The sequence below is a fragment of the Chitinophaga filiformis genome (assembly GCF_900102545.1).
In the GTDB taxonomy this organism is placed as follows: domain Bacteria; phylum Bacteroidota; class Bacteroidia; order Chitinophagales; family Chitinophagaceae; genus Chitinophaga; species Chitinophaga filiformis.
In genome coordinates this window covers 198,212-222,072 of sequence record NZ_FNBN01000007.1, presented here as the reverse complement: position 1 = coordinate 222,072, position 23,861 = coordinate 198,212, and the positions used below count along the sequence as shown (strand labels likewise).

At 47.5% G+C, this 23,861-nt stretch carries 12 protein-coding genes; 7 read left to right on the top strand and 5 right to left on the bottom strand.

What is annotated here, in order from left to right:
• Window positions 1–257: 257 nt before the first annotated feature.
• Both BLR32_RS25170 and BLR32_RS25165 read right to left on the bottom strand, forming a co-directional pair.
• Window positions 258–1,673, bottom strand: a complete 1,416-nt coding sequence (locus BLR32_RS25170) for an alpha-L-fucosidase (RefSeq protein WP_089835806.1) — start codon at window positions 1,671–1,673, stop codon at window positions 258–260.
• A 134-nt stretch (window positions 1,674–1,807) separates the two neighbouring features.
• Window positions 1,808–2,383, bottom strand: coding sequence for a YceI family protein (locus BLR32_RS25165; RefSeq protein ID WP_089835804.1), 576 nt, complete (start codon window positions 2,381–2,383; stop codon window positions 1,808–1,810).
• 286 nt (window positions 2,384–2,669) lie between these two features.
• Between BLR32_RS25165 and BLR32_RS25160 the strand changes: the two genes are divergently transcribed.
• On the top strand, window positions 2,670–3,953 hold the full coding sequence (locus tag BLR32_RS25160; protein WP_089835802.1) for an amidohydrolase: 1,284 nt from the start codon (window positions 2,670–2,672) through the stop codon (window positions 3,951–3,953).
• A 139-nt stretch (window positions 3,954–4,092) separates the two neighbouring features.
• Here the strand turns inward: BLR32_RS25160 and BLR32_RS25155 are convergent, their stop codons facing one another.
• Window positions 4,093–5,583 carry a S8 family serine peptidase gene (locus BLR32_RS25155; protein ID WP_089835799.1) on the bottom strand — a complete coding sequence of 497 codons (1,491 nt, stop codon included), beginning with the start codon at window positions 5,581–5,583 and terminating at the stop codon, window positions 4,093–4,095.
• A gap of 678 nt (window positions 5,584–6,261) precedes the next feature.
• Here BLR32_RS25155 and BLR32_RS25150 point away from each other — a divergent pair.
• Complete coding sequence (locus tag BLR32_RS25150) at window positions 6,262–7,155, top strand: PfkB family carbohydrate kinase (protein WP_089835797.1); 894 nt, start codon at window positions 6,262–6,264, stop codon at window positions 7,153–7,155.
• A gap of 433 nt (window positions 7,156–7,588) precedes the next feature.
• On the opposite strand, the gene BLR32_RS25145 is transcribed toward BLR32_RS25150, so the two are convergent.
• On the bottom strand, window positions 7,589–10,357 hold the full coding sequence (locus tag BLR32_RS25145; protein ID WP_143011580.1) for a hybrid sensor histidine kinase/response regulator transcription factor: 2,769 nt from the start codon (window positions 10,355–10,357) through the stop codon (window positions 7,589–7,591).
• A gap of 221 nt (window positions 10,358–10,578) precedes the next feature.
• Here BLR32_RS25145 and BLR32_RS25140 point away from each other — a divergent pair, with 221 nt between their 5' ends.
• Genes BLR32_RS25140 through BLR32_RS25120 form a run of 5 tightly spaced genes read left to right on the top strand, consistent with a single transcriptional unit; the run spans window position 10,579 to window position 19,254 of the window.
• Window positions 10,579–11,907, top strand: coding sequence for a sugar porter family MFS transporter (locus tag BLR32_RS25140; protein ID WP_089835793.1), 1,329 nt, complete (start codon window positions 10,579–10,581; stop codon window positions 11,905–11,907).
• Window positions 11,908–11,935: 28 nt separating this feature from the next.
• Window positions 11,936–12,853: a carbohydrate kinase family protein gene (locus BLR32_RS25135; RefSeq protein ID WP_089835791.1), complete on the top strand. Its 918-nt coding sequence runs from the start codon at window positions 11,936–11,938 to the stop codon at window positions 12,851–12,853.
• A gap of 40 nt (window positions 12,854–12,893) precedes the next feature.
• Window positions 12,894–15,974: a SusC/RagA family TonB-linked outer membrane protein gene (locus tag BLR32_RS25130; protein ID WP_089835789.1), complete on the top strand. Its 3,081-nt coding sequence runs from the start codon at window positions 12,894–12,896 to the stop codon at window positions 15,972–15,974.
• 21 nt (window positions 15,975–15,995) lie between these two features.
• Window positions 15,996–17,714 carry a RagB/SusD family nutrient uptake outer membrane protein gene (locus BLR32_RS25125; protein ID WP_089835787.1) on the top strand — a complete coding sequence of 573 codons (1,719 nt, stop codon included), beginning with the start codon at window positions 15,996–15,998 and terminating at the stop codon, window positions 17,712–17,714.
• Between the two features lie 34 nt (window positions 17,715–17,748).
• Entirely contained in the window at window positions 17,749–19,254 is a 1,506-nt protein-coding gene (locus tag BLR32_RS25120) for a glycoside hydrolase family 32 protein (protein WP_089835785.1), read from the top strand.
• A gap of 440 nt (window positions 19,255–19,694) precedes the next feature.
• Here BLR32_RS25120 and BLR32_RS25115 read toward each other — a convergent pair whose 3' ends face one another.
• Window positions 19,695–23,747 carry a carbohydrate-binding protein gene (locus BLR32_RS25115; protein ID WP_143011579.1) on the bottom strand — a complete coding sequence of 1,351 codons (4,053 nt, stop codon included), beginning with the start codon at window positions 23,745–23,747 and terminating at the stop codon, window positions 19,695–19,697.
• Between the last annotated feature and the right edge of the window lie 114 nt (window positions 23,748–23,861).

Genomic DNA, 23,861 nt, shown 5'->3' with positions numbered 1-23,861 from the left:
AGAAAATAGGGTGGTGATGTTACCTGTACTTTTGGGTTGTGCTTTTTCAGGAAGTAGAGAAGAAGTCTTCTTTAGTTGAGTTGTCGTAATAGGGGTAAATATAGGATATATTAAATTAAATGACCAATAATTTTTTTTATTGGTTCTTTTAGCTTTTATATTCAAACGCTTATAATTGATAAAGTCTATTGCTGTGCCATTTACACTAAAAAGGCGTACCAGATTGTGATACGCCCTTCAGTATAAATAGTTATTACTTACGCACTGATCTTAAATGCAGCACTGTATTTCAAACCGCTTTTCTCCTGTATGTTCTTCGGGATCTTAATAGTCAGCTGACCATCTTTCAGCGTCCATTGCAGTTTAGCTTTTGTACCCAGCAGTGTAATACGATTGATCTTTTTGATGTCCTGTACGGCAAAGGTAACTTCTGCCGGCAGCTTCACATCATCACTGTCAGAAAGATAATAGGCATATACGGAATGCTGGTCTTTCGACTGTGTGAAGTAGATGTTCTTATCGGAATAAGGCGCTACTGGTCTTGATCCATGAATACCTTCTCCGTTGATGTCCATCCATTTGCCCATGTCTTCCAGGCGCTTATACGCTTCCGGCGCCCAATCGCCCTTGTCGCTGGGGCCAATGTTTAACAGGAAGTTACCACCCCTTGATACGATCTTCACGAGGAGGGATACCAGCTGACGGGAAGGCTTGTATTCATCCCGCGGACTATAACTCCAGGAGTAACCCATTGTCATACAGGTTTCCCATGGATAAGGCAATGGCTTGTCAGGAATGGATTGTTCCGGCGTGGTATAGTTCTCAAATTCGCCGGGAACGGTTCTGTCCACAACGATCAGTCCTGGTTGATGACTGCGGGCCATATTGACAATACGCGGCATGTCAATGCTTTGCTTGCCATCAGGCCTTACCCAGCCGCCATCCAGCCAGAGGATATCGATAGGGCCATAGCCGGTCATCAGTTCCTGGATCTGGTTGTAGGTGAAGTCATTAAACTTCTGCCAGCGTTCCGGGAACTTCTTGATATCATAGTTGACGTGTTCATCTTTAGGCGGATAATATTTCCACCAGAAGTACTGACTATGCCAGTCTGGTTTGGAGAAGTAAGCACCGATCATGAAGCTGTCCTTACGGAAAGCGTCAAAGATCTCTTTGGTCACATTGGCACGCGGATTCTTTGAGAAAGGCGTATTAGGACTGGTGATCTTATAATCAGTTTCTTTGGTATCGAACATGCAAAATCCGTCATGGTGTTTGGTTGTGAAAACCACATAACGCATACCCGCAGCTTTGGCTGCTTTCTCCCATTTCTCCGGATTGAAATCTACCGGGTTGAAATCATACTGCAGATGCTCATAAGCGTTTCTATAGGTGTTATAATCATCGCTGTAAGGGCCCTTCCTTACTACCCAGTCAACAGGACAGATACTCCAGCTTTCCACCTCTCCCCACAGGGTATAGGTGCCCCAGTGCATGAAGAGTCCGAAGCGCTGGTCCTGCCATTGGGAGAGTTTCCTGATCACTAAAGGATCTTTGGGAGCCTGGTAGTCTTTCGACATTTCATGTACTCCTTCTTTTTCCTGTGCGGATGCGTATTTTCCCGGCATGATGCCTGCTAATAACAGCGGGAAAACGACCAATAATTTCCTCATGTATAGACCTGTTTAAAATAAATTGTGATGCAGCATGTAAGATCCCGGAATTGGCTTGTACAGGATGTGCATATTTTACCTGATGCTGATAACCTTTTGTCTTTTTAAGTCGGGTACAGAGGGGATTGGGTTCTTTAATGCCGGAAGGTCAGGTTGAAGGTAATGGTCACATTTTCGCCGGTGGTGAACTGGCCTAAGAGGAAAGTAGGCGGGTCAATGTCGAAGTCACGCATGTCGACCCGTTTGGTGCCTTTGATCGTGATGCTTCTGTCTGCGTTGATCTGGGCAGCGCCGACAATGTCAATACTTTGTGTAACACCCGCTACTGTCAGGTTACCGGTACAGGCGATGACAGTACCCTGTTTGGATACGGCAGCAGATGTGAGATTGAAGGTGATAGTAGGATACTGTTTCGTTTTCAAGGCCCTGTAAGCAACCGCATCGAGTCCCGTTCGTTCGCTCTTTAAGCTTTCTGCGGGCATCGTAAAATTGAGTAAGGTCAATCCTCCCAGCTCTCCGTCTTCATAGAAGGTAAAGGTGGCATTGCAGGCAATCCTGGAGGTCTTCATCTCCCAGTCGTGCATCGTGGATGTTCCGTTGATAGTGAGTGTGAAATCATTCTTCTGCTGATACTGTACCTGTGCGATGGTGGTTGTCGTCAATTGATTAGCAACAAACAACAATGCCATTGTCTTCATGAGTGTTTTCATAGTGTGAATTCCTGATTTGATACTGCAAGTTAGAAGGACGGGCAGGAGCGGGGCATGACGGTCATCAGTCTGAAAGCTGATTGATACTTCCTGTAGAGCTGATCAACTACAGGAAGGACGGAATGGTTTTCTCCTATGTAATGCGCAGCATTTGACCCCATCAGGGAGCTTTGTGTTTGTGGCGCGGGGTTTCAACTCCGGGATACCTATTGACAGATTTCCCACAGGAATAGCCGGGATTTTTTTATATTTTGTCCTATCAATCAACCAAAATCTGTTATTGCTTATGAAACCCGGATTTATTTTATTCCTGACATTTGTGCCCATGCTGGCAATGGCTCAGTTAAAAGAACTGGATAGAAACGTGGCCAGTGTGAAAGATTCTGTTGTGAGCTGGAGAAGATATCTCCATCAGCATCCGGAGCTGTCTAACCGGGAGTATAAGACCAGTGCTTATATAGCGGCCCGTTTAAAGGCTTTGGGTCTCGAAGTGCAGACAGGTGTAGGCAAGACTGGGGTGGTGGGATTGCTGAAAGGCGGTAAACCAGGTCCTGTAGTGGCATTGCGCGCTGATATGGATGCCTTGCCGGTATACGAAAGGGCTAATCTTCCTTTTAAATCGGTGGACAGTGCCGAATACCTGGGGCAGCAGGTACCAGTTATGCATGCCTGTGGTCATGATACCCATGTGGCCATGTTACTTGGCACAGCGGCAGTATTGACGTCTATGAAGAAAGATGTACCGGGAACGGTAAAGTTTATCTTCCAGCCGGCAGAAGAAGGTGCACCTGGTGACGAAGAAGGCGGCGCTCCATTGATGATCAAGGAAGGAGTAATGGACAATCCGAAGGTAGACGCCATCTTTGGTCTGCATATCAATTCGCAGACGCCTATTGGTACTGTAAAGTATAAGTCAGGTGCAGAAATGGCTTCCAGCGACTGGTTTGTTGTAAAGGTGAAAGGGCGACAGTCACATGGTTCGCAGCCCTGGAATGGTATTGATCCTGTGGTGGTAGCAGCACAGATCATTGAAGGTTTTCAGACGATTGTAAGCCGTCAGGCAGAACTGACCAAAGCGCCTGTAGTGATCACCGTCGGTAAGATACACAGTGGTGTACGCAGTAACATCATTCCGGAAGAGTTGATCATGGAAGGAACTATCCGCACATTAGACAGCAAAATGCAGCAACAGGTACACGAGAGAATGAAACTGACGGCCACGAAGATTGCCGAAGCATCGGGTGCTACTGCGGAAGTGAGCATTGATACCAAGACGAAAGTAACTTATAATGATCCCGCACTGGTAAAACAAATGGCGCCTTCAATAGCCGCGGCAATAGGAGCGGAAAATGTGAAAGAGGGAGAATGGACAACAGGAGCAGAAGACTTTTCTTTTTACGGGGATAAGGCGCCTGCCTTCTTCTTTTTCCTGGGTGGCTTGCCCGCCGGAAAAGATCCTGCTACAGCAGCGGCGCATCATACACCCGACTTCTATATTGATGACTCCCGGTTGGATGCAGGCGTGAAAATATTCTGCCAGCTGGTGTTTGATTACGGGAAGAAGAAATAAAATAAGGAAGACGTATCAAAAAATAAACGAACGTCTTCAGAATCGTTTAAATGACTACCTGATTCCATCGGGTAACCGAATAAAAGGAGCCTGTATCATCACTTTGATACAGGCTCTTCTCATGATATGAATAATGATATTAGTACTTCACCGCTTTTCCTGCATTTATCTGTCCGTTACCGAAGAAAGCATCCTTGCCCTTTTGTCCATAGTCGTCGGATGATTTACGCAATATCAGATCAACAAGCAGAGGATTCATGTTCGGATGTTTACCATACAGCAATGCAATGGCTGCACTGGCATGCGGTGCTGCCATACTGGTGCCGGCAGACCAGCCATAGGAGAACTGACCCGAAGCCTCATCCCAGAAGCCAATATTGAAGACGAAATCAAATACATACTCATAGAATACAACACCGCCAACATTAACGATCGTTGTGTTCAATGGTTCGCTCCAGTTACCGCCTGGTGCAGCATATGAAACAAATTGTTTACCGTAGTTCGTATAGATAGCAGGTCTGTATAAGGTGGTATCCTGGTTGATACCCCAGCCCAGCGGACCATTAGCAGCAATAGACAGTACGCCCAGTGCAGCGGCAGGGTAGGTGATGAACCTCTTTTCCACATCATAGTTAAACGCATCATTACCAGCAGCGGCAACCAGTGTGGTACCGTTTAATGTAGCAAACAGGGTGGCCCTGTTGATCGCTTTGATCAGGTCTTTTATGTCCCTGTTATATTCTACTACATAGTCGTCGGATGGATCATCGGGAGTACCGTTGTCATCCGTGTAAGTCTTACGTGGCAGCTCTCCGCCAAGGCTCATGTTGACCACATCTGCACCGTGATTGGTGGCATAAAAGATACCGTCGATGATGGCACTGAATGGTCCTGAACCTGCATCAGTCAATACTTTCACGAGGATCAGTTTTACTTCAGGTGCAACGCCTACTACGCCAACGGCATCATCCAGCGCAGCAATAGTACCGGCAACATGTGAACCATGGCTGAAACCTTCTGCTCCATGATACTGTACTTCTTCCCCTTCAATGAAGCTATGGGTCAGAATAATGTTAGGGGCTATCTCCGGGTTGTTCAACAGGAAACCACCATCGAGCACAGCTACTTTAGCGCCTCTGCCTTTGTAGCCCTTAGCCCACGCTTCCGGCGCTTTTACAGATTGAAGGCCCCACTGGAGAAAACTGTAAGGGTTGCTGGCGAGTGATTTGGATTTTGCACTGGCGCCGGGTGATGACACAGGCTTGTCGGAACGGTATACTTTACCTGGGAGTCTCCAGTTCAATACAACGTCTACCACTACTGATTCTACATCAGCCACCTGTCTTGCTTTTTCGGGAAAGGTGGGATCAGGAGTTTGTACACGGATCAGGCCCAGATCCTGGTTAGCCGTTTTCAGTTGGAATTTTCTTACGTGTAATTTGCTCAGTTTTTCTGAAATAGCTTCAAGTTTAGCACCTTCTTTGGCGATAATGATAAAGCCTCTGTCCTGATGTTTGTCGTCGAGAATGTTTTCACGTACACGAAGGGTCTTGTCATCTTTCGTACAAGAGGCAATGGTCATCAACATCATAATAGGAATTGCTAGGGCAAGGAGTTGATTTCTTTTCATAGAGAGTTTTTTAAGTGATTAACAGAATGTTTCTTTTAAATGCTTACAGAAAGGTTTAAAATACTTGACAGAATGTTCATGTAACGCAGCTTAAATGCTGCTTACAGCATGGTGTTCAAAATGCTTAAGAGATGTTTTTTACGCTGCTTAAACGCTGCTTAAAGAATGGTTTTAAATGTTAACAGATGTTTTTTTGGACGCTGCTTACGAAACGATTTTAAAAATGAATAACAGAATGAAACTTGATTGGAAACGGACAGATTTTACATTGGTTGAACGAAAAAAAAGGGTTAAGTGAATGTAGATAAATTATTTAGAAAAATCAACAAGCTCTTTTATACAATTTTGAAATAATGCTTATGCAATATTTGATTTGCAGATAATGTATGATTAACTGACATATACTTTTTTATTTTATTGTTGCTGCAGTAATCTTGCCGTCGCTGTGAAATAATATCAGCACACTGCCATCCGTCTGCAATAACTAAATTGGCCTGGGTAGGATGCACAAAGGGGAATTTTTAGCCGAAACGGAGATTAGGATATTTTATAAAGTGATGAAAATCAATCAATATTTCTCCTCCGCAGACTATAATGCCGCAGATCGGTTTCTATTAGCTATATTTGGCGATTATTTAGTAGCATATTAGTTGGTATAATAATCATATAAGAGAGTACATGTACGATATTTGTTGCGTAGGGCATATCACGTTGGATAAGGTAGTAACCACAAAATCTGTGGTGCATATGGCAGGAGGCACTTCTTTCTACTTTTCCAATGCAGTCCGTCATATGGATGTTAAGTATAGACTGGTAACAGGGCTTGCAGAAAGTGAAATGAATTCAGTTGCGGAGTTACGTGCGAAGGGTATTGAAGTGGATGTGGTACCGAGCAGGCATACTGTTTATTTTGAGAATATTTATTCTGAAAACCAGGATCATCGTACACAGCGGGTGTTGCAGAAAGCAGATCCGTTTTCTATTGAGGCATTATCACATACTGATGCCCGTTTCTTTCACTTAGGCCCTTTACTGGCCGATGATATTCCGGTAGAATTAATTAAATCATTGTCTGAACGTGGAAAGGTTGCGCTCGATGTGCAGGGATATCTGCGTAAGGTAGAGAACCACAATGTACATGCGATCGACTGGCCTGCAAAACAGGAAGCGTTGAAGTATATACATACGCTGAAGGCGAATGAGCATGAGATGGAGGTACTGACTGGTCTGAAGGATGTGCGTAAGGGGGCGAAGGTGCTGGCAGAATGGGGTGTGAAGGAAGTAGTGATCACTTTGGGTAGTATGGGTTCTGTTATCTATGCAAATGGTGTGTTCCATCATATTCCTGCGTATGTGCCGACTGTTGTGATCGATGCTACAGGTTGCGGTGATACTTATATGGCGGGGTATTTATCCCAGCGTATAAAAGGTGCTACACTGCAGGAAGCAGGAGAATTTGCAGCTGCCATGGCTACGTTGAAGATTGAGTCTTCCGGGCCCTTTACAGGTACAAAAGAAGATGTGCTGGATTTGCTGGCGGCGAGCAGGGAGAAGGTGTTTGCTGAGCTGTAATTCATTCGCTACATTAGACCCCGGCAGGGGTCTTATTGTTTATAGCCCGGGGTGACAACCCCGGAAATAGGTTATTATCAATACCGATCATTCGCTGCATTAGATCCCGGTAGGGGTCTTATTGTTTGTAGCCCGGGGTGATAACCCCGGAAATAGGTTATTATCAATACCGATCAATCGCTGCATTAGACCCCGGTAGGGGTCTTATTGTTTGTAGCCCGGGGAGACAACCCCGGAAATAGGTTATTATCAATACCGATCATTCACTGCATTAGACCCCGGCAGGGGTCTTATTGTTTATAGCCCGGGGTGATAACCCCGGAAATAGGTTATTATCAATACCGATCAATCGCTGCATTAGACCCCGGCAGGGGTCTTATTGTTTGTAGCCCGGGGTGATAACCCCGGGAACACCAATTATGCGGTAAATACATTACGTATTCAACGCCTGTTCCCTGAACGCCTTTGGCGTCTGCTGTGCTCTGGCTTTAAAGACCGTTGAGAAATAAGCAGGAGAAGAGAATCCACAGGTGTACGCTATTTCCGAAATGGATGACTGTGAATTCACCAGCAGATACTTCGCTTTCTTTACCCTTGCATCCAATATAAAATCATTCACATTACAATCCAGCAGTTGTTTTACTTTGCGGTATAACTGCATTTTAGAGATGGACAGCTGCGTACAGATATCTTCCACATTAAACTGATCGTTCCCCAGGTTTTCTTCTACGATTGCGGTGAAATCATTGACAAATTTTCTATCTGGTTTATTGGATTGAACGGAATGCACCCTTGTTTCCGGTTCTGTGATATAGTGATCTTTCAACAGTGCGCGGTTACTGAGCGTACTGGCAATACTCTCTTTCAGGTATTGCATATTGAATGGTTTGCTGATATAGGCATCCGCTTTATGTTGCATACCCCTGATCCGCTGTTCCTCACTGTTATTCGCGCTTAAAAGGATGACAGGAATATGGGAGGTCCTGATATCCTTCTTTATTGTTTCCAGCACTTTAATGCCATCTATGCCCGGCAGCATGATATCACAGATAATGATATCGGGGATGTGGCGGAATGCCAGTTGTAATCCTTCTTCTCCATTGCTGGCATGGAATACTTCATAACTTTCGCTGAGATAACCTGCCAGAAAGCTGTTCAGGTCCGGATGATCTTCTATGATGAGGAGGGAATGAGATTGTTCCTGACGGGAAATAGTTACAGTGGTTACAGGACCCATATTTTCCAGTTCCTCTACATAGTTGTGGAGAGATTCATTGATCACATTGATATGTTCTTCTTCCTGCTGGATCTCTTCGGGTGCGAATGGTGCGCTGGTAGCAGGTAAGGTGATGGTGAACGTAGTACCGGCGCCTTTTTTACTTTTCACGGAGATATTGCCATGGTGTAGTTGGATGATCTCTCTACTGAGGGCGAGTCCGATGCCGGTGCCTTTATGTTCGCTTTCCCTGCTTTGATAGAAGAGTTCGAAGGCATGCATGAGGGTATTCTCGTCCATGCCGGCACCGTCGTCTTCAATGCGTAAGATGGCCTCTTCGCTGTTGCCGGACAGCTCCATGTATATATGCACCTTGCCGTAGTCTGATGTGAATTTAAAGGCATTGGACAGCAGGTTATATAACACGCGGTCAAAGAGGCGCTGGTCCAGCCATGCTTTGATTCCTGGCTGGCGACTGATCAGGCGAAAGTCGATATGCTTCTTCACGGCGATACCCTTGAATGCTTCCATGATCTCGGTGACGAAAACGGAAAGCTCATTCTCAGAAACCTTTAACTGCAGTTTGCCGCTTTCTATTCTGCGGAATTCCAGGAGCTGGTTTACGAGTCGCATGAGGCGGACCACATTCCTGCGCATCAGTTCCAGTTGCTGTTTCTGGACGGACGATAGTTGTCTTCCTGCCAGGAGATTTTCCAGGGGCGCCTGTATGAGGGTGAGCGGTGTCCGGAATTCGTGTGAGAGATTGGTGAAGAAGGCAAACTTTGCTTCAGTAGCCTTTTCTGCTTTACTGGTCATTTCTACCAGTTGGTCGCGTTGCTGAAGTATCTCGTCGCGCTGCTGTTTCAGCTGGTGATTGATACGCCGGTTGGTGCGCAGGATGAAGAACAACACGATCCCTAAGAGGAAGGCCATACAAAGGGAGGTGGCCACAATACGCAGGAGGTGTTGCTGGTCCTGGTACAGGCGGCGTTGCTCCTGCAGGAGGGACTGCTGCTGTTCAATTTCCTGGTGCTGCACCTGTATCTTGTCGATCTGGAGGCGCATCAGTTTTACGTTGGTGCTGTCGATCAATACTGTTTGTAACAGCGTATTCCGGGGAGGCTTTTTACCTGCCAGGATACCGGCAGCCATGCTGATGGCTTCCTTACCGCCACTGGGGTACAGCAGGGAGGCGCTCAGCACACCACGCGATACCAGGTCAATGCCGGCATCCGGGTAAGGAGAGGCATCGACTCCTATGAACCTGATATTGGAAATACCCTTATCCCGGCAATATTGATACATGGCATAAGCCATGACGTCGTTCTGTGCGAAGATGATATTGGCCTGGCGGATGGCGGCATCATTCCTGGCGGCGGCTTCCTTTGTTTTATCGGCTACCCAGCTTCCTTCCATGGTGGTGATCAGCTGCAGGCCGGGGTATTGGGTGAGCGCCGTACGAAACCCTTCATGCCTTTCCACGGTAGGGGATGAGCCCCGTAGTCCGGTTACTTCTATAATGCGTCCATTCCCGTGTAACTGGGCGGCAATGTACTCGGCTGCCTGTTTGCCGATATTACGGTTATCGCCTCCTATATAGGCAGTAAATGAGTCGGTAGCGGCTTTACGGTCAAGGATGATCACCGGGATACCCTGGGCATATACTTCTGCGATAATGGGCGCCAGGGGGACTGCTTCATTGGGAGATACCAGCAGGATATCGATCTTCTCTTTCAGCAATTCCCGGATCTGTGCCACCTGCCGGGGGCTGCTGCTCGCTGCATCCTTATATAATAGTTTCATTTCAGGATGGTAGAATAGCTCCCTTTTCATTTCTGTGAGCATGTTCCGTCGCCAGTCGTCATTGCCTGTACACTGGGAGAAGCCGATACGGTATTTTGGTTCCGCTTCACGGCGGCAACCCAGACTGCATAAAATGGCTGAGAGCAGAAAAATATAGATATGTCTTGTAAAGCTGGCTGACAACGTGGACAGTTTTTTAACGGTGGAATGTTTCAATATCTAAAAACAATGATACAAAAACGAAATGATTAGGTATTGATCTTTATTCTTGAATTATTTAAGTAGCTGATAATTATAAAATTATAGTTTTTTAGAGAAGTTACAAATTTGATAGTAATGGAGACGGAGTCGTAAGGGCTGGCATGAGTGATTGAGTAGGTTTGGGTCATAAACGATTCTGCGTTATGACTAATAAAACGGTGTTTTTCTGGGCTTTTGTGGTGGCCCTGGGTGGTTTCCTCTTCGGTTTTGATACCGCTGTTATTTCGGGTGCTGAGCAGTCTATTCAGCAATACTGGGGTTTATCGGAAGTGCAACATGGGTTTACGGTATCTATTGCTTTAATAGGGACGGTATTCGGCGCCCTGGGAGGCAGTATTCCTTCCGACAGACTGGGAAGGAGGTCAACGCTCTTACTGGTAGCAGCCATTTACCTCTTCTCTGCCATTGGGACCGCCCTGGCCACCAACTGGTATCTTTTCCTCTTATGCCGTTTTATTGGAGGACTGGGAGTAGGGGCATCTTCGGTAACGGCTCCTATTTATATCTCCGAGGTATCGCCGGCAAAGTACCGGGGACGTATGGTGGCCCTCTTCCAGTTTAATGTGGTGCTCGGCATCCTGGTATCTTACCTGTCCAATTACCTGATCGGTATGGCAGGCGACAGCTCCTGGCGGTTGATGCTGGGCGTACAGGCGGTACCTGCAGGTTTGTTCCTCGTGTTGCTGAAGTGGGTGCCTGAGAGTCCCCGCTGGCTGTTGATCAATGGCCTAAGGGAGCCAGCCGCTATTGCCACCCTGAAGGTAATCAACCCGGAAGGTTATCAGGCTGATATCGATACCATCCGGCAGTCGCAACAGGTACAGGTCAGCCAGGTACAAAGTGAAAAGCTGTTTACGGCAAAGTATAATACACCAGTAATGCTGGCGGTATTGTTTGCCATGTTCAACCAGGTATCTGGCATTAATGCCATCATCTATTATGCGCCTCGTATTTTCGAAATGTCTGGTCTGGGCGAGGGGTCTTCACTGCTTTCTACGGTAGGTATCGGTATCGTCAATTTCATTTTCACTTTAACTGCTATCCGCTTCATAGACAGGATAGGCCGGCGTCAGCTGATGCTGATAGGCACCATCGGGCTGATTGCTACACTGGGACTGGTGGCAGTGTCTTTCTATATGCATATCGGCGGTATTGCTGTCGTGTCTTATCTCCTTATTTACATCGCATTCTTTGCCTTCTCCCAGGGGGCGGTGATCTGGGTATTCATCTCAGAGATCTTCCCTAACCAGGTACGCGCCAAGGGACAAACACTGGGCAGCTTTACGCACTGGATCATGGCGGCTGTCATTGCTTTCACGTTTCCTTACCTGGCCAGTCGCATCGGGGGCGGACATATCTTCCTTTTCTTCTGCGTGATGATGGTGTTGCAGCTGGTGTTCGTACTCCGCTGGATGCCTGAAACGAAAGGCAGGACACTGGAAGAGATCGAGATGACCATGGTGGTACACTAAATGATTTTATCAAACTCTGATTACAGCTATGACAAACTATAACATCGTGAGCCTGGGAGAGATCCTGTGGGATATATTACCGGAGCAGGAATTGCCGGGAGGCGCTCCACTGAACGTGGCCTATCATCTGCATAAACACTCGCAGCGGGTAGTATTGGTATCGAGGATAGGGAATGACAACCACGGACAACGTTTGCTGGACATCATGCAGCAGCGCGGCCTTGCTACTGATCTTATTCAGCGCGACAACAGATATGACACAGGTAAGGTGTATGCCCGTATGGATGAGAAACTGGATATGCAGTATGATATCGTATACCCGGTTGCCTGGGATCATATCAGCTGGGATGCGGCGCTGGAAGCAATGCTTCGGAATGATGAGCTGCAATACCTTGTATATGGCAGTCTGCTGGCAAGGAATGATGTATCCCGCAATACACTGGAAAAGGCGTTGCAATCGCGTGCCACCAAGGTACTGGACATCAACCTGCGCGCTCCTTATTACACGAAAGAAACACTGGAGTGGTTGCTGTTTAGTTGTGATCTGTTAAAGCTGAATATCGGCGAACTGGAACTGATCTCCTCCTGGTACAATAACGCAGGAACAGCGGAAGAGCGGATACAGGCCCTTTCAGAACGATTCAATATTACTACCATCATCGTAACGCTGGGCAGCAAAGGATGTATGGGTTATATACAGGGACAATTTTATTACCAGGAAGGACAGCCTGTGAAAGTAGCAGATACAATCGGTAGTGGCGACGCTTTCCTGGCGGGATTCCTTACTTCACAGATCCGGGGTTACACACCGGCATACAGTCTTGCGTATGCCAATGCACTCGGAGCATTGGTAGCATCGAGACCGGGAGGCTGTCCGGAATACGATCCGCAGGAAATAACAGACATGATCATCAGGAAGAAAGAACACGTCAGCACGGGACAATAATGCATTCCACCAATTTTCACAATCAGCTAAAATTCCAATTATGAAAAGATTATTCTACCTCTTACCTATGCTGCTGTTCAGCATACTGGCCGTAGCACAACAAAAGCTCTATCAGGGTACTGTTACCAGTCGTCAGGGCAAGACGCCTTTACCCGGCGTGACCGTACAGGCGGGCAAGTCGAACGCTATTACAGATAATGCCGGCCACTTCTCTATCAATGCGGCTCCCGGAGAGACGCTCACGTTTACCTATCTGGGTATGAAACCAACGACGCAGGAAGTGCCTGCGAATACTTCTGTATTGTCAATCGAACTGGAAGAGAATGCTACTGACCTGAACCAGATTGTTGTAACGGGTTATCAGACCCAGAAAAAGGCAGATCTGACGGGCGCTGTAGCGGTTGTGAATGTAGCTGAGATCAAAGACATTCCATTGGGTAATCCGCTGAAAGCCCTGCAGGGAAGGGTGCCCGGGGTAATGATCACTTCTGATGGTGCACCCAACAGCGCTGCTACTGTGAGGATTCGAGGCATTGGTACACTGGGGAACAATGATCCTTTGTACGTGATAGATGGTATTCCCACCAAGCGCGGATTACAGGAACTGAACCAGAATGACATCGAATCAATACAGGTATTGAAAGATGCATCTTCTGCTACTATTTATGGTTCCCGTGCGGCGAATGGCGTCATTATCGTAACTACCAAAAAAGCGAAGAAAGGGTTTAGTAAGATCAATGTGGATGCCTCCTCTTCACTACAGTATTACAGTACAAAGTTGAAGACACTGAATACGGAAGGCCGTGGACGCGCTTACTGGCAGGCGGCAGTGAATGATCATTCAGATCCGAATAATAACCAGATCTATCAGTACGACTGGAATGGTGATTATAACAATCCTGTGCTGAACAAGATCGTACTACCGGAATATATTGACGCGGCGAAGACGATGAAGCCGGCGGATACTTACTGGTATGATGAGATCGCACAAACCTCGCTGTTACAGAACTATAATATTTCACTGACCAATGGCGGAGAGAAAGGTAATTCCTTCTTTTCTGTAGGGATGTATAATAACAAGGGTATCGTGCGTGATACGCGTCAGCAGAAGCTTACCGCCCGTTTTAATACAGACTATTCTTTCTTTAAAGGAAGATTGAAAATGGGAGAGAATCTATCTGCTACTTATATCAAAGATGCATTGGTGCCGGCAACTGATATTCTTTTTGCAGCGCTGGTACAACAGCCGGTGGTGCCTGTACACTCTGTAGATGGCGGCTGGGGCGGTCCTGCGCCCGGTATGACCGACAGGCAGAACCCGGTGCGACTGATCGAAGATAATAAACAGAATAAAAGTCAGTTCGTAAGATTATTTGGTAATGCTTATGCTGACCTGGAGATCATTCCACGATTGCATTTCAAGTCAAGTTTTGGTATTGATTACAATGGTACTTTCCAGCGTGTACTCCGTAAATCCTACACTTCCGGTTTCCTTTCTGATAAGACCAACCAGGTGAATACTTCGCAGGATTACAATGGCAACTGGGTATGGCAGAATACCCTCTCTTACAATGTTGCATTAAAGAAGCACCGTGTAGACTTCCTGCTGGGAGAAGAACAGATCAAATACATGGCGCAGAACTTCTTTGCCAGCCGGCAGGGATATGCACTGGAGAATATAGATTATGCGTACATCGATGCCGGTACTACACAAAAAGATAATGGCGGCAGTGGTAGCGGATATACCTTGTTGTCTTATTTCGGTAAGGCGAATTATGTGTATGATAACAAATACCTGGCTTCTGTAACATTGCGCCGGGACGGTTCTTCCCGCTTCGGTAAGGAGAACCGCTTTGGTACTTTCCCCGCATTTTCATTGGGATGGCGTATCAGTGAAGAAGGTGCAGTAAAATCAGCCTTGCCATTTATCTCAGATCTGAAACTGCGTGCAGGCTGGGGTAGAAGCGGTAACCAGGAGATTGTTAACAATGCTACATACACACTGTATTCTGCTATCTATGGTATTGATCCTACCTGGGACTTTGACAGCGGTAGCGCTTACGATCTGAATGGTAGTGGTACCGGTCAGCTTCCTTCCGGATATACATTGATCAGGCAGGGCAATACCGCCTTGAAATGGGAGAGTACGAAAGAAATGAACCTGGGTGTTGACTTCGGTTTAATGGATAATCACATCTCCGGATCGGTGGATTATTTCATCAAGAAGACTTCTGATATCCTGATCAATCCTGCTTACCTGGCAGTGATCGGTGAAGGTGGCTCCAGGTATGTGAATGGCGCCTCTATGGAGAATAAAGGCCTGGAAGCGTTCGTGACTTATTCCGGTGATGTTGCTCCGGGACTGACACTCACCATGACAGGCAACGTGGCCACATACAGGAACAGGATCACTTATCTGCCTGATGAAGTACTGACTTCTTATCCCGGTAATGGCCAGGATAAAACTATCCTGGGACGTTCTATCAATTCTACCTTCGGTTATGTGGCAGATGGTATTTTCCGTTCGCAGGAGGAAGTGGATGCTCATGCCAACCAGATCGGAAAAGGTGTAGGACGTATCCGTTATAAAGACCTGAACGGCGACAAAGAGATCAATGATAAAGACAGGGATTATATCGGTAAGGGAGATCCTGATTTTACTTATGGCTTGAATGTATCACTGGAGTATAAACACTTTGATCTGTCTTTCTTCCTGCAGGGTGTACAGGGTATACAGGTGTATAATACCTACAAGACCTATACTGACTTTGCCTCCATCTGGACAGGCACTAACTGGGGTGACCGTACCCTGGATGCATGGACACCCCAACATACCAATACGTCCATTCCTGCATTGACATTGGTAGACCGTAACAATGAGAATCGTACATCTACCTATTTCCTGGAATCAGGGTCCTATCTGAAATTAAGGAATATCCAGCTGGGGTATAGCTTCAGGCATTTGTTCAGCAGGCAATTGCAGACAGCGAGAGTATATCTGCAGGGTAGTAATCTATTCACTGTTAAGAGTAAAAGCTTTACTGCTACTGATCCGGAGAATCCTAATAATGCGTATCCTATTCCTGTTATCGGCACTGTAGGATTGAACCTGTCATTCTAGTACCTGTTAAATTTGATCACAATGAAACGCTTCATATATCTGTTTACTTGTTGTAGCCTGTTGTTTGGCAGCTGCAGCAATTTCCTGGATCAGACGCCACAGGCGGTGGTGTCTGGCGATGATCTGAATACGCCTGAGAACGTAGATAAGATGGTGACTGCCGCTTACTCTGCGTTGGGCAATGACCACTATACAGCACCTTATTCCAGTATGTGGCCTTACGGTAACCTGCGTAGTGGCGATGCTTATAAAGGTGGTGATGGTGCAGGTGATATCAGTGAATACCATTTTTATGAAACCTTTGCATTGAACAGGGTGGATAATAATCTTACGGACCTGCTATGGTTCCGCCTGTATGTATGTATTGGTCGTACGAATGATGCATTGGCTCGTCTGAATGCCATCAGTGAAGACGCATTTCCTGAAAAGGTAGTGCGACAGGCAGAAGTGCGTTTTCTCCGTGCGCATTACTATTTCCTGCTGAAGGTCCTTTTCAAATATGTACCTTATATCGATGAAACAATAGCGAAGGAAAACTATCCGACTATTGCCAATAAAGCCTTGAGCAATGATGAGCTGTGGACGAAGATCGCTGATGATTTCAAATTTGCGGCAGATAACCTGCCTGTTACACAGCCACAGATAGGCAGGGTGAATAAATTTGCTGCAAAGGCTTACCTGGCTAAAACGCTGTTATACCAGGCTTATAAGCAGGATGAGAATAATACGGTGACCGGCGTGGACGCGGCTGCTTTACAACAGGTCGTTGCATTGTGTGATGAGGTGATCGGCTCCGGACGTTATCAGCTGAATAGTGACTTTGCGAATAACTTTAAAGCTGCTAACGAGAACAGCGCAGAATCGATCTTTGCTATCCAGTATTCCAGAGAAGATGGAACGCCTAAGGGCAGGCTGGACTACGGGCATGCGCTGGATTATCCGATGAATACAGATTACGGTTGCTGCGGATTCCATTCTCCCAGTTATAACCTGATCAATGCGTTTAAAACAGATGCTTCGGGATTACCGATGTTCAATACCTTCAATGATAAGAACATCACCGGCGGCAGCGATTTTCAGACCAATACATTTGATCCGCGCCTGGATCATACCGTGGCGATACCCGGGCATCCTTACAAATATGATCCCGGTTTTATCTACCAGCGTTCCTGGGCCCGTGCTCCGGATGTATATGGCAGTTATCTGAGTCTGAAGGAGGCTGTATTGCCGAATGATGCGGCATTTCAGAAGATACCTCCTTTTATGTCGAGCTCCAAGAACTGGGATATTATCCGTTATGATGATGTACTGCTGTTTAAAGCAGAAGCATTGGTGGAACTGGGCCGACAGGATGAGGCGCTGGCGTTGGTAAACAGTATCAGGACGAGGGCTGCCAATAGTACAGGGTTGCTGAAACAATCAGATGGTTCCTTTACTTCTAATTACAAGATAGATGTTTACAAGCCGGGTATCAACTGTACCTGGTCGCAGGACTTCGCCAGACAGGCTGTTCGCTGGGAGCGCAGGCTTGAGTTTGCCATGGAAGGGTATCGTTTTTTTGATCTTGTACGCTGGGGCATTGCGGCCGAATATCTGAATGCTTATTTTGCAGTAGAGAAGACCCGGAGTCCGCATCTGGCTGACGCTGCATTCAAGAAGGGAAGGGATGAATATCTGCCGGTACCTTTGAATCAGATGAACTATAGTAAAGGATTATATAAACAAAATACTGGTTGGTGATTGATACCGGCCCATTAAAAACATTGTCCATTTTATGAATAAGCAACTGTTTACATTCTGGCTGATATGCCTGTTACCATTCACTTTGCTGGCCCAGGAAAAAGCGGTTCCTACTCCGCAGTGGCGACCTGTGTATCATTTCACTCCCGCAAAGAACTGGACGAATGATCCGAATGGATTGATCTATCTGAATGGGGTATACCACCTCTATTATCAGCACAATCCTTATGAGAACAAATGGGGGCACATGAGCTGGGGACATGCGACCAGTACAGATCTGCTGAACTGGAAACATCTGCCTGTAGCTATTCCGGAGATAGAAACCAAAGATACCACGACCTGGATCTTCTCCGGTTGTGCGGTGCTGGATAAAAACAATACCAGCGGTTTTGGCGTGAAAGGTAAGGCACCGCTGGTAGCTATTTATACGGCGGATCAACCAAAGCAGCAGAAGGAATCGCAGTTTGTAGCGTATAGCAATGACGGTGGTTTGACCTTCATCAACTATGCAGGCAATCCGGTAGTGGATATTCATAAAAAGGATTTCCGTGATCCCAGTGTCATCTGGATGGAGGAGCAACAGCAGTGGGTGATGACAGTAGCTGTTCCGCATGAGCATAAGTTACAGTTCTACAGCTCAAAGGACCTTAAGAAATGGGACTTGCTGAGTGAGTTTGGCAACCAGGGGGATACCCGTAAGATCTGGGAATGCCCGTCTTTGACGCCGCTCTATGTAGATGGAGATCCTGCGAAGAAGAAATGGCTGATCATGATCTCTTCCGGGAACCAGGATGCGGCTACGGGAATGCAGTATTTCATTGGCGATTTTGATGGTAAAACCTTTAAGAATGATAATCCGGCGGAGCATCAGCAGTTCGTGGATTATGGGAGGACGTTCTATGCGGCGATTCCTTACAACAACCTGCCGGATGGTCGGCATACGATGCTCGGCTGGCTGATGCCATTTGAAACACCAACTTATCCATGGCGGGGCCAGATGTCCATCGCGAGGGATTTACTGCTCAAGTCAACACCGGAAGGTGTGCGACTGTATCAGCAGCCTGCAGCGGTGTTGAATGCTTCGTTGGAGAAGCTGCCGGCATCTAAAAAGCTGGTAAAGCAACAGGTGGAGGTTGATGGGGAGATGCCGTTGAATAAGGGAAAGCAGTTTAGTTCAAATGCGAATTGGATAGATGTGACTTTTATACCGGGCACAGGAGAGGAATTCGGGCTTAAATTAGGGCAGAATGTTGCCAATGGGACTGAGATAATCGTTGGATATAATAAGGCCCATAAAGAGCTTTATATTGCGAATGAAAAGGGTGTGGTGATGGATAAGGTGAGCGTTAAGCCGGCTGAGGGGAAGATTAGGTTGCAGGTGTTGTTTGATAAATCTTCCCTGGAAGTGTTTGTGAATGGCGGGGAGCGGGTGTTGACGACGTTGATATTCCCGGGGGAGAAGGCGACGGGGTGTGCTTTGTTTTCTGCAAAGGGGAAGGTGATGGTGGAGACGCTGAAGGTGTGGGATCTGGCGAAGTAAATATTTAGAGGTTTGATAACAGGGGGTGTATGCTTTTGGATACCGCTTTGATACCGCTAATCCTGCGTTGATCTTACGTTCATGAACGTAAGATCAACGCAGGATTAGCGGTATCAAAGCGGTATCAAGACAGTGTCAAACCAACACACTAAACCGTGATCATTCGCGCTGATAGGCCCCGTCAGGGGTCTTAGTGTTTGTAGCCCGGGGTTGAAAACTCCGGGGACCACGATGATACCCCCAACGCCGAATTTCAAACCCCATTCGAACCATATATTTGTAACGATATAACAATCCCCGGGACCATGTATTTATGACCCCGGGGATTGCATTTCACCCTCACAGTTTTGCATCTTGTATACACGATTTTGTGTCCCGTATACATGCCTCAAAACTGCCTTTAAATCTTTCCTGATATTGCCTTGTGACGAAGCAATACCTTACTGAACAATGATCTTCCTCACTTCACGGGTGCCTTTCTGATCGATCACTTCCAGCATGTAATAGCCTGCCGGCAATGTGTGTTGCAATGACAGCGGGTAGGTGCTGGTTGCCTTGCTCACATTGATGGCGGTGGTGAATACAGGCTGATTCAGTGAATTGAACAGGATGACATGGTATTTGCCGGCTGCGTGGTTGACCAGTTGAAGGTTCAACTGATTGCCGGTTACCGGGTTAGGGTAAGCGATGATATCAGCGGTGGTATTGGTTTGTTTGGCTGTCGTTGTTGTACCGGTCCGGGTTAGGGAGATGTAGTCAACATTGAAGCCGTCTGTTTCCATCACGATACGCAATGTTTTAATACCGGTGGTAAGGGCTGGTGTGGTAGCAGTCAGTGTCTGGTAGGTCTGCCAGCCGTTGGTGTTAGGAATGTTGATGGTACCGGAAATGTTTACACCGTCCAGTTCTACATGCAGGCGCCTGCTGCCGTAAGGGGAAGCAACGCGTACCTGTAGCGTGTAGGTACCGGGTGTAGTGATGTTTACCGTGTAGTTCAACCATTCACCGGCAGCGGTATAACCTACGTCGTAGCCGCCGTCGCTGCAGGCTTCTACGTCGACACCTTCGGATCTGTATAAGCCGCCGTTGTTTGCAGGGTCGGCATCTGAGTAAGCAATGCCTTGTCCGCCGTTGTCGAAGTTCTCTGCTTCAATTTTGCCGGGAATGGCAGCAGGTGTGCCACCATAGGCGTTGATGGACGCTTTTACGGTATCGATGCAGCTGGCAGTTTTGTTGCCGTCTACGGTGGTGACAGTGATGGTAACGGTGCCGGGTGCGATGGCAGTTACTTTGCCGCTGGTATCAACAGTAGCAATAGCCGGGTTGGAGGAAGTCCAGGTCTTCGCTTTGTTGGTAGCATTGGCAGGGAGGATGGTAGCGGTTAGTTTTTGCGTGCCGCCAATGTTGAGACTTCCTGAGGAAGGTGTTACGCTTACGCTGGCAACGTTCACCCGGCCGAATACATAGAACTCATGGATGGACCAGTAGTTGCCTTTGGAGCCTGTCTGTACGATGCGGATATAGCGACCCACTTTTTCAGGGAAGGTAATCAGCGTCATGCCCTGCTGACCGGTACCTGATGCAATAGGGCTGCCCCAGTTAACGCCATCATTGGAGATGTAAGCGCTGTAGCCGGCAGGGGAGTCGGAAGGACTGTCGGTAGCATCCAGTATGATCCTGTTGATGGTATTGACAGTTTTCATGTCGACGGTGAAGGTTTGTCCGTTTACCTGGCTACCCTGGGTATCCCAGCGGGTGACGGAGTTGCTGTCGAGCGCATTCTTAGCGTTATTGGTATTGACAGAAGCGGAGGCTGTCCAGCCTTGCCTGTCCATCGCGCCAGCTACAGAAACAGCCCAGATATTACCCAGGTTGTTTTTCCATAGCGCGGCTTTGTATGCATCGATGTTGGCGCTGTCGACGATGGAAGATTGTGCAGAGAGTTTAGGTTCTGCACCGGCATTCAGCAAGGTGCCTACCGGCCAGATGGTAGAGTTGTGCAGGCTCAGTGAACCATTGCGGATGACTCCCCAGTTCTGGAAGCCAGGTTCCGCGAAGTTGGCCGATTGCAGGTTGATCGAGCCATTGTCTGATACGATCGATCTGGCTGGATTACCCCAGTAGTCAGAGTTGTACAGGTTGATCTGACCATTGAAGGTACCGGTGGTATTGAGATAGCTGGTGGAGGTGTCCTGGTTGTTGTTCAGGGCTACGATCTGGCTGTTGATGAAGTCAAATCCACCGGCGCCCATTTTCTCAAAGCTGATCGCGTTCTTGGTACCATCCAATCCGAGGCCCATACTGATGCCTGAAGCGCCGCCGCCTTCATTGGCGAGGATCAGTCCGTGGTGTGCACCGTATACGAAATCATTGTAGAGGATTTCGTTCTGTGCGTTGCCGAGGATGATAAAATCCATGTTGTTCAGCTGGTAGGAGTAGATGGCAGAGTTATCACCTTGTGGTGAGTTGGGCCAGCTACCGAATTTTGATTCGGCGCCTGCTGCGTATGCGATGGTGTTGAATTGTGTGTTGGATATTTGTCCGCCGCTGGTACCACCACCTACTTTAATGGCATTGTGGAATACGTGTCCGGTGAGCCAGTCCACATAGTGGTTATTACACTGATAAGTGAACATATCTATACCGTTGTATACGGCGCGGAGGCCGACGTTGATGATATAGACATCGCTGCCCGTTACCTGTATGGTGTAAGGATATACGGGGAAGTTAGGCACCAGGGAAGCCAGTTGTTCCGGGTAGTTGATGGTGATGCCTTGTAGTCCGCTACCGGCTGATAATTTAATGAAAGGCGGACCGTTAGGATTGCCTTTATCAGCGTAAGGTTCCAGTACGGCGCCGGGACCTGTAGGCGTGGTACTATTATCCGCAGCACCTTTGAGTTCCACGTTGGTAGGCACGGTGAGGTGGCCGGTCACTTTATATTTTCCGGGAGGCAGGAATACGATACCACCACCGTCTGTACCTGCCTTGGTCAGTGCGTTCTGGATAGCGGTCGTGTTGTCGGTGACACCATCAGGTTTGGCATTGAAGGGCGCTGCAGTAGCGAGATACAATACCTGGCGGGATGGTTTATGTGTAGGCTGTGTGATGGTCGGGAATGGAGGCAGTTTCTTCAGTGTCAGCGGCGTGTGATCGATGGCGTTAGTATAGAGTGAATTGTTCTCGATGTTCACGCCATTTTTGAAACGGTTGCCGGTGATGATACCTCTTGCATTAGCGCCTAATACTATCTGCGGAGCTTTGTTATTGAAGTCGCAGTCAGACGCTGCAAAGGTGCCGCCACCAATGTTTACATTACCGCCGGTGATGGTACACTGTTGCAGCATGATCCTGGCCACACAGGTAGGAACGGCGCTGATAGCGTCAATAGATCCACCGAAGGTACAGGTATGCAGCTGTAAAGCGCCATTGGTAGAAGAACCGCCACCAATGGCCAGACCGGTGGCACAGTTGACCGTTGTGCAACGGGCAAACATGATACCTACATTGCTGACTACTTCAGCATAGATACCTGTTTTACAGTTGGTGAAGGTCATGGCGTAGTTCTGTCCGTTAGGGATCGCTGGCGCGCTTGGAATAGAAGTCGTGGCATGAAAGCCGATCGCATAGCCTTCGATGTCCACGAATGCGGTGTACGACCAGTCGTTTCTGCGCATTACGATACCGGTACCATTCTGGTAGATCCAGTTAGCGTAGGAGCCACCAGCAGCAGGCGCATTCGGTAATCCGGAGCCCGACCAGTAGGCAGGAGAGAGGTTGATGTTCTCAATTCTTCCTACGTCAACGATATTGTCTATCTCCACACCTCTTGACAATGGGGTGCCATATATGCCATTGATGACAGGGCAGGTACCGCCATTTGTTCTTGAGAAGAGAATGCCTGTATATGCGTTGACGAAAGTGACGTTCTTCGCATTACAGAATTCATTACCGAAATAGTTGGGCGCTCCGAAGATGATGGCAGGCGGATAAGGTGTGATATTATCCGGTAGTTGTTCCGGGTACCAGATCGCCAGATCGCGCACCGCAGCGGAGGTTTGCATGGTAATGAAAGGTGTGGCATTTTCATCGCCACGACCGGCGTAAGCCATTAGGATGGTACCGTTGATGGGCTGACCTTTGGTGGGTTTCTGCCATTCGCCGCGGAGGGTGATGCCTTTCGGAATGAGCAGTGTGCCACGGATCACGTATTTGCCGGCAGGCACATACAATGTACCGCCACCTAAAGCGCCGAGGGCATTGAGGCGGTCCTGGAAGATGCTGGTGACATCGGTTACACCATCGCCGGTAGCGCCGTAATCGGCAACGGAGTAGGTGATGACAAAAGCATCTGTAGTCGGGTATGTGGGTTGGGCCAGTCTCCAGTTCTGGGAGAAAGCGGGTGTACCAGTCATACCTGTCATGATAATGGAGAGGACAAGCGCGGAGAGTAATGTTATACTCCTGCGTGTCACGACACGGGTTGTGTTCATATGGTTTTCATTTAAGGGAATTGGATTGCAAGGTTTTTCGATAGGTACAACAGCTGGATGCTGTACGGTAAAAATGGTTTCCTAAAGGATATTTTTGTAATGGATCAACAGCCA

Bases quoted from the DNA above. Each gene is read 5' to 3' on its own strand.
- BLR32_RS25125 (WP_089835787.1), top strand. From the start codon at position 15,996: ATGAAACGCTTCATATATCTGTTTACTTGTTGTAGCCTGTTGTTTGGC.
- BLR32_RS25135 (WP_089835791.1), top strand. From the start codon at position 11,936: ATGACAAACTATAACATCGTGAGCCTGGGAGAGATCCTGTGGGATATA.
- BLR32_RS25170 (WP_089835806.1), bottom strand. From the start codon at position 1,673: ATGAGGAAATTATTGGTCGTTTTCCCGCTGTTATTAGCAGGCATCATG.
- BLR32_RS25130 (WP_089835789.1), top strand. From the start codon at position 12,894: ATGAAAAGATTATTCTACCTCTTACCTATGCTGCTGTTCAGCATACTG.
- BLR32_RS25120 (WP_089835785.1), top strand. From the start codon at position 17,749: ATGAATAAGCAACTGTTTACATTCTGGCTGATATGCCTGTTACCATTC.
- BLR32_RS25160 (WP_089835802.1), top strand. From the start codon at position 2,670: ATGAAACCCGGATTTATTTTATTCCTGACATTTGTGCCCATGCTGGCA.
- BLR32_RS25115 (WP_143011579.1), bottom strand. From the start codon at position 23,747: ATGAACACAACCCGTGTCGTGACACGCAGGAGTATAACATTACTCTCC.
- BLR32_RS25140 (WP_089835793.1), top strand. From the start codon at position 10,579: ATGACTAATAAAACGGTGTTTTTCTGGGCTTTTGTGGTGGCCCTGGGT.
- BLR32_RS25155 (WP_089835799.1), bottom strand. From the start codon at position 5,583: ATGAAAAGAAATCAACTCCTTGCCCTAGCAATTCCTATTATGATGTTG.
- BLR32_RS25150 (WP_089835797.1), top strand. From the start codon at position 6,262: ATGTACGATATTTGTTGCGTAGGGCATATCACGTTGGATAAGGTAGTA.
- BLR32_RS25165 (WP_089835804.1), bottom strand. From the start codon at position 2,383: ATGAAAACACTCATGAAGACAATGGCATTGTTGTTTGTTGCTAATCAA.